The following is a 7,072-nucleotide window of genomic DNA, read 5'->3' as shown; positions in this document are numbered from 1 at the left end:
TACACCCTTTTTGCAGGCATATTGGATCCTACATTTGGTCAAGATTTTTGGAATGGTCGCCGTGGCCCGTCCGGATCATATTTTGACACTGGGTGTAAAATTCCCGTACCACGGCGTCAGTAGTCGTTGTTGTAGTCGCTGGTGTTGTAGTCGCTCGTGTAAGCGGGCCGGCCGGTGGAAGCCTTGCAGACTTTCTGGTCGCAGAGCATGCCGGTCGCGCAGTCTTTCGAGTCGCGGCAAGCGTAACCTTCGTCGCAGCCGGTGGCCCAGCACGCCAGGTTCGCGTAGGGGGTGGGGGAGGCGGCGTCGGAGGAGAACTGCGTGACGCACTTGCCGTCCGAGCAGCTCATGCCGGAGGCGCACTCGCGCGGAGACGAGCAGCCCCCTCCGGCGAAAGAGGACACGCACACGCTGTCCACGCACTCGAGCGTCCCCTGGCAGTCCACGGTCGTCCGGCAGGTGCTGCCCAGCGGGCACCCGTCGCTCCAGCAGGTCGAGCTGTCGGAGATGAAGTGGTCGATGCGAGATTGGGCGCACTCGTACCGTCCGGTGGCCGTGTAAGAGCAGCAAGAGCCAGACGAGGCGGTCTTGGTCTTCTGCATGCCGATGCCGATGCTTACTGTTTGTTACAAAAAAACGTGACACGCGGCGCATCGCGCGCCACATTTCTCTGAGCGGAGTTTAGTTTAGTTGATCCATGGCCGGCAGAGAGCGCGACGGGAGCCACCTCCGGGACGCGTGGGACGCGCTCTCCGCGATGTTCCGCGACGACCCGTACTTCATGACGCGCCACCACATCGATTCGTACGACCGCTTCATCGGCGGCGGCCTGGCCAGGACGCTCCGCAACATGAAGCCGATCACGCTCCTGCAGGAGCACCCCCCCGGCTCGGGCAAGAAGGTAAAGGTCGACGTGTTCATCGGATCCCGCGAGGTCAAGGTCGACATGCCCAACGTGTCCGACTCGTCCTCCGCGCGTCCGCTGCTCCCGAACGAGGCGCGCCTGCGCGACCTGACGTACGCCGTCAACGTCTACGCGGACGTCCGCGTCGAGTACCGCGACGCGTCCTCGGGCGACCTGATCGCCGAGGTCCCGTTCGACCGCCCGGTCTGCCTCGGCCAGATCCCCTTGATGCTGCACAGCCGCCACTGCCTGCTCCACGGCCTGTCCCGCGAGGCCTTGCGCCTCGCGGGCGAGTGCCCGAACGACCGCGGCGGCTACTTCGTCGTCGACGGCAAGGAGAAGGTGATCATCGCCCGCGAGTCGCTCGTGAACAACAGGACCTACGTTCGGAAGGGCGAGTCCAGCAAGCCCGACACCGCTTTCATCGCCTACGTCCGCTGCGACTCTCCCGAGGACAGCTTCCCGCGTACGACCACCTTCTACGTCCGCTCTCCCACGTGGCCGACCCGTCCCAACTCCATCACGGTCATCGTGACCCACCTCGGTAACGTCCGCTCCAACACCGGCCCGGGCCAGGCGATCCGCGGCGAGGTCCCCCTGTTCGTCCTGTTCCGCGCGCTGGGCGTCGAGAGCGACAAGGCGATCATGCAGCACGTCGTCTACGACGTCGACGCCCCCGAGGAGTCGGACGTCGTCGAGTTCCTCCGTTCGAGCGCGATCCACGCCGCCAAGCTCGGCGCGACCGACCAGCGCAGCGCCCACGCGCTCCTCTCTCCCCTCATCCGTCCCACGGACTCGATCAAGCAGGTGCTGACCGAGGACCTTTTCCCCAACGTGGCCAGCAAGGACTTCCGCGTCAAGGCCCTCTTCCTCGGCGCCGCCGTCCGCACGGTCGTCCTCGCCGCCCTCGGCAAGGCCCCGGTCTCCGACCGCGACGACTACGTGAACAAGCGCCTCGACCTCAGCGGCTTCCTGCTCGACGACCTGTTCCGCGACGTGTTCCTCCGCGTCCGCCGCCAGAGCATCAACCGCCTCTCGGGCGAGTGGCAGAGCGGCGCCTGGCGCACGAGCGGCGACGTGAGCAAGCTCGTCAACGTCGCCAACCTCGGCGCCATCTTCGAGAGCGGCATGCTCACCGAGCGTATCCGTCGGTCGATGAAGGGCGACTGGGGCCCCGACGAGGAGCCAGACCCCGAGTCCGAGTCCGGCGGCGACGGGACGGACGGCATGGTGCAGGACCTGACGCGGATCTCCTACTCGTCGTACGTGTCGCACGTGCGCCGCCTGAACAACCCGGTCGACCGCTCGGTGAAGATGGCGGCCCCGCACGAGCTCCGCGCCTCTCACTGGGGCGCCATCTGCCCGGTCGAGAGCCCGGACGGGCCCAACGTCGGTCTGCTCAACCACCTGGCCACGCTCTCGACGCTCAGCATGGGCGTGGGCGATTCCGACGGTTCCGGCGCGCGCGCGGCGATCGACGCTTTCGGGGGTTCCACCGTCGTGTCCATCGACGTCCTGACCGACGTGCTCGGTTCCGACATCCGTCCTCTCCGTGGCGTGTGCAAGGTTCTCGTCAACGACACGTGGACTCACGCCACGTACGACCCTCCCGCGCTCGTTGATCACCTTCGCGGCCTGCGTCGCAAGGGCCTCCTGCACCCCGAGACCTCCGTCGCCTGGTCCGTGCAGACCGGCGAGCTCCACGTGCACACCGACCGCGGTCGCTTCCTCCGCCCCCTGTGCGTCGTGGACCCTTCTGGCCAGACTCTTTTGCTCGAGGCCGTCGCCTCCGCGGCCCGCAAGCGCGACCGCCGCAGTCGCCTCCTCTCCTGGAAGGGCGACCTCCTTACTTCCGCGAGTCCCTCCGCGAGCCCCGCGCTCGAGCTGATCGACGTCGAGGAGCTGCGCACCCTCCTCGTCGCGATGCGTCCGTCCGACCTCCTCTCCGTCGATCCTGCTACCACGACCGCGACCACGTCTCAGCGCGGGCTCCGTCCGCCGACGCACTGCGAGCTGCACGTTGGCGCGGGCATGCTCGGCCTTTCCGCCAACACTTTCCCGATGATGCACCACAACCTGGCGTCCCGTAACAACCTCGGCATGGCCCAGTTCAAGCAGGCCATCGGCACCTACTCGACCGCTTACCGCACTCGGTTCGACACGCTCGGCTACGTCCTTCACCACCCCCAGCGTCCCCTTGTCGGCACCGGGTTCGCGGACGCCCTGTGCGGCGGCCAGTGGGCCCAGGGCGAGAACATCGTGGTCGCGGTGTGCACCTACACGGGGTACAACATGGAGGACTCGATGCTGATCAACCGCGACTCGGTCGGCCGCGGCCGGTTCCACATGACGCACTACGAGTCGCACCGGTACGAGGAGAGCGCCGGAGACGGCATCGACGCCCCCGTCATCGCTTTCGCCAACCCCCACGCCGTCGAGGCCGCCGGCGACGCCGCCGAGGTCGAGTCGGGCGGCAGGCGCATGGCCGCTTCCTACGCGTCGCTCGGTCCCGACGGCCTCCCCGAGAACGATTCGGAGATCCGCGAGGGCGACGTCGTCCTCGGCCGCGTCGAGGTCCTCAAGCGCAGAGTCCAGGACGACGCGGTCGCAGGCGCATCAGCATCAGCAGCATCAGCCTCAGATCACGTCATCCATCTGGCGGACAGGAGCGTCGTGGCCACGCGCAAGACGTCCGGCGTCGTCGACCGCGTGGCCGTGTATCCCTCTCCCCTCGGCGGCCAGGCCCGTTGCTGCAAGGTCCGCATGCGCCAGCACCGCGAGCCCACGCTCGGCGACAAGCTCGCCTCTCGCTTCGCCCAGAAGGGCGTGATCGGCATGATGCTCCCGGGGACCGACATGCCGTTCTGCGCGGGCTCGGGCCAGGTCCCCGACATCGTCTTCAACCCCCACGGTCTTCCCTCTCGCAGCACCGTTTCCCACATCATCGAGCTCGTCCTCGCCAAGGCCGCGGGGTGCTCCGGCGCGCGCTACAACGTCAACTCGGTCGAGGAGCCGCGCGGCGACCCGGTCGCCGAGGCCGCCTCGGTGCTTGGCCGCCTCGGGCTGCACAAGTCCGGCGAGGAGATCCTGCACAACGGTCGGACCGGCGAGATGATGCAGGTCGACGTGTACGTCGGCGTCAACCACTACGGCCGCCTGAAGCACATGGTCGCCGACAAGATGCAGACGCGCCTGCGCGGTCCCGTGGGCGCGATCACGCGCCAGCCGGTCAAGCAGCCCGGCTCCGGCTCCGGCGGCCTGCGCATCGGCGAGATGGAGCAGAACGTGCTGCTCGCCCACGGCGTCTCCGGCTTCCTCAAGGAGTCCTTCTCGGACCGCAGCGACCGATACCGCGCGATCGTCGACGCGGACGAGGGCGAGCACGCGCTCGTCGCGCGCGCCTCGGCGACCGCGGACGCCAAGGCCGACGTCCTGCGCGCCCTGCCGGGCGCCGGCGTCATGGGCGGCCCCCCGAGGTTCGCCGCGGTCGAGATGCCGTACGCTTTCAAGCTGCTGCAGCAGGAGCTCGCCTCGATGTCCGTCGGCACGCTGCTGCGGGTCGAGGGGGACGGCGGCGAGCGCTGGTTCGACGTCGAAGAGGCGATGCGCGAAGGAGAAGAAGAAGATCAAGAAGAAGAAGAAGAATACGACTCGGAGTACTCTTTCGACGAGGCAGAGGAAGAAGGCGACGAACGAGTTAAAAGGGACGGCGAGGACTTCGGGGACGAGTCGTTGGACGAGGAGTCGGACTGAACTGAACGACGACGACCGACGTTCATTTCCTTGCGTCAGAAGCGGTGTACACGATCTGACCGCCCCTCTTGACGTCCTCCGTAATCTCCGCCATGGCCTGTCTGTACTCGTCCACCTTGTCGGTTCGGAGCCACATGGAAAGCCACGGCCCACTTTCAGGGGAACGGTATTGTGACGGTATTGTGTCAGACCACGCGGAGATCGCATCCCACTGCGCTTTCGTGAGGAACGCAGAGAGTTTGTACACCTCGTCCCCGGAGAAGACGGTGGGCGGTTCGATCGTGACGCGAGACATGTTTTACGTTTCTTACGGAAAAAACTCATGGATGTTCTGATAAACGCACTGAATGGACGTGTTGACGGATTCCGACTTCCCGCCGTTGTCGCATCTGGACGGTTGCGGCCTAGACGAGAGCGAGTACGTGCGCTACAAGAAGCATTACATCGGCCGCACCGTCCCAATTCCAACCCCTTCGGACCTCGCGGAGATCAAGGCCCGAGGGTGGGACGGAGGCTGGCGGGAGTTTCAAGCTCTGCAACATTTGATGAACTGGGCTTGACAAGCAAAAACAATCATCATCATCGCCCTATCACATGACAACGTGCTTCCAGACGACGTCGCGGGTGTACACGACCTCGGTCGGCTTGAAGCCGACGACCGCGTCGATCTCGTGCATGCGGAACGGCGGATTGATCACGAACTCGGGCTCCAGGAGCCCCATTTTGTCGTCGTCGACGAGCTCGTCGGCCTTGCCGCTCCCCGCGAAGACGAGGACGCCGCAGCCCGTCGCAGACCCGGGGATACCCGTGGCCGCGTCGATGCGCGCGTCGGCGTCGTCCAGCGCGTGGCCGCGGCCCAGCTGGTACTCGAGGTAATCCTTGCCGCCGAAATGCACGCCTGCAGCGGCGTCGAAGGGCAGGTGCAGGTTGCCCGTGTGGGCGAGGTTGAAGACCGTCACCGCGCGGGTCCCGCCGCGGAGCACGAGGAGAAGCATCGAGTGCCCACGGACCGCGAGGCGGAGCGCCTCGTGGGTCAAAAGGCATCCGATCCTGCCGCCATTGTTGTTGCTGGCGAGCGCCTCGATGCGCGGGTGGCCGCGCAGCGCGGGAGGCACCGTGAGGCCCTCGTCGAGCAGGGCCACGACGTGTCGCTCGACTGCGGCGACCAGACCCGCCGCGCCAAGGCGCTCGTTGGCCGCCTCGTAGCACGCCCGGACGGCCTCGGGCGAGGACAGGAGGGCGCCAGAGACGTCGAAGCGTCCCTCGAGGAAAGCCACGAGAGGCGCCGCGTAAGGATCCGCGGTCTTCAGCTCGGGCATGGGGATCTCTACGGGATCCGTCCTGTTCCCGTCCAGCAGGAACACGGACACGACCGTGTGGATCATGTGGCCGACCTCGGATGCCTCGAACGCGCGAGAAGAAGCGTCCAGCTTGACAGCAGCGTTGGTCCCGTCGTTGCAGATGAGCTTGAGCATCCCGTTTGTTTTTTATTGTCGGTTTTGAAAGGAAGACGTGGTGATAGTGTGTGTGGTACGGCACGACGGTAAGTGCCGTAAAATGGTGCGCCCCGACGTACTCCACCTTGTGGCCGCGAGAAAAAAGGGTGGGTGATTTTTGCTATCTCTACTGGTACTGACTACTGGTTCAAACTACTGTGCGCTACTTCTATTTCTACTGCTCAGAACGGCTTGCGGCACATGGGGCACGTCGGGTCGCGACCGGTCGCTCTGCAGTTGCGGGCCCACGCGACGTAGCAGCCTAGGCACACCGTGTGAATGCAATTGTTCGACCCGACCCCATCGATCCTACGACCGTAGCAGACCGGACACTCTGCGCACTCGACATTGACGACGTTCGGGTTGTCGCTCTCGCTCTCGCTCTCGCTCTCGCCGATGAGTCTGCGGTTGTTCAACTCCGTGACCTCAGCGTGCGCCAGTTCGATGCGCCGGGCCTCGTCTGCGCGGATTCGGTTTGCGACTGTGTCGATGCGCCTCTGGATGCGGGCGAAGGTCCTCGTGGAGGAGGCAGGGCCACCCGCGTCGAGCCTCTCGATGCAGGACATGACGTGGACCCTCAGCTGCATGGGCATGTCGATACGCGTTTTCAATGCGGCGATGCCGGCGAGCACCAAGAAGCGCACGAGCTCGTTGGAAGACAGGGGGCGGAACTTGCACCAATGCTCGAACGCGTCGACATTGCCGTCGACCCCATTTAACAGGGCAACGATGCTCGTGGCGGTCATTTCGTTGCTGACCCGACCCTTGCCGATGTTGGCGTCGGCGTCTGAGACCTTGGACAACGCGCCGCAGTACATTTGGTTGTACAGCCCGCGGGGGCCGCGGACGTCGGGATGGTGCTTGATGGCCAGGACGCAGTCCCACGCCCAAGCCCATGAGCGCGCGGTCTCCTGGGACG

General features: G+C 65.7%; 7 protein-coding genes. 3 read left to right on the top strand and 4 right to left on the bottom strand.

Annotated elements, in window-relative coordinates; genetic code table 11:
- Positions 1–116: 116 nt before the first annotated feature.
- Positions 117–350 carry a hypothetical protein gene (locus B7Z66_15565; protein ID OYV74713.1) on the bottom strand — a complete coding sequence of 78 codons (234 nt, stop codon included), beginning with the start codon at positions 348–350 and terminating at the stop codon, positions 117–119.
- Here B7Z66_15565 and B7Z66_15560 point away from each other — a divergent pair.
- Together B7Z66_15560 and B7Z66_15555 are read left to right on the top strand one after the other, a co-directional pair.
- Positions 349–561: a hypothetical protein gene (locus B7Z66_15560; GenBank protein ID OYV74712.1), complete on the top strand. Its 213-nt coding sequence runs from the start codon at positions 349–351 to the stop codon at positions 559–561. The genes B7Z66_15565 and B7Z66_15560 overlap by 2 nt on opposite strands.
- A 136-nt stretch (positions 562–697) precedes the next feature.
- Entirely contained in the window at positions 698–4,657 is a 3,960-nt protein-coding gene (locus tag B7Z66_15555) for a hypothetical protein (protein OYV74711.1), read from the top strand.
- A gap of 22 nt (positions 4,658–4,679) precedes the next feature.
- Here the strand turns inward: B7Z66_15555 and B7Z66_15550 are convergent, their stop codons facing one another.
- Positions 4,680–4,952, bottom strand: a complete 273-nt coding sequence (locus B7Z66_15550; GenBank protein ID OYV74710.1) for a hypothetical protein — start codon at positions 4,950–4,952, stop codon at positions 4,680–4,682.
- Positions 4,953–5,004: 52 nt separating this feature from the next.
- Between B7Z66_15550 and B7Z66_15545 the strand changes: the two genes are divergently transcribed.
- Positions 5,005–5,217 carry a hypothetical protein gene (locus B7Z66_15545; GenBank protein OYV74709.1) on the top strand — a complete coding sequence of 71 codons (213 nt, stop codon included), beginning with the start codon at positions 5,005–5,007 and terminating at the stop codon, positions 5,215–5,217.
- 30 nt (positions 5,218–5,247) lie between these two features.
- Here the strand turns inward: B7Z66_15545 and B7Z66_15540 are convergent, their stop codons facing one another.
- Positions 5,248–6,132: a hypothetical protein gene (locus tag B7Z66_15540; GenBank protein OYV74708.1), complete on the bottom strand. Its 885-nt coding sequence runs from the start codon at positions 6,130–6,132 to the stop codon at positions 5,248–5,250.
- Between the two features lie 203 nt (positions 6,133–6,335).
- A partial coding sequence (locus B7Z66_15535; protein OYV74707.1) for a hypothetical protein occupies positions 6,336–7,072 on the bottom strand: 737 nt, incomplete at its 5' end.

Source organism: Chromatiales bacterium 21-64-14 (assembly GCA_002255365.1).
In the GTDB taxonomy this organism is placed as follows: Bacteria; Pseudomonadota; Gammaproteobacteria; order 21-64-14; family 21-64-14; genus 21-64-14.
The sequence above is the reverse complement of the archived record's forward strand: the minus strand, read 5'-3'. Positions and strand labels throughout refer to the sequence as shown.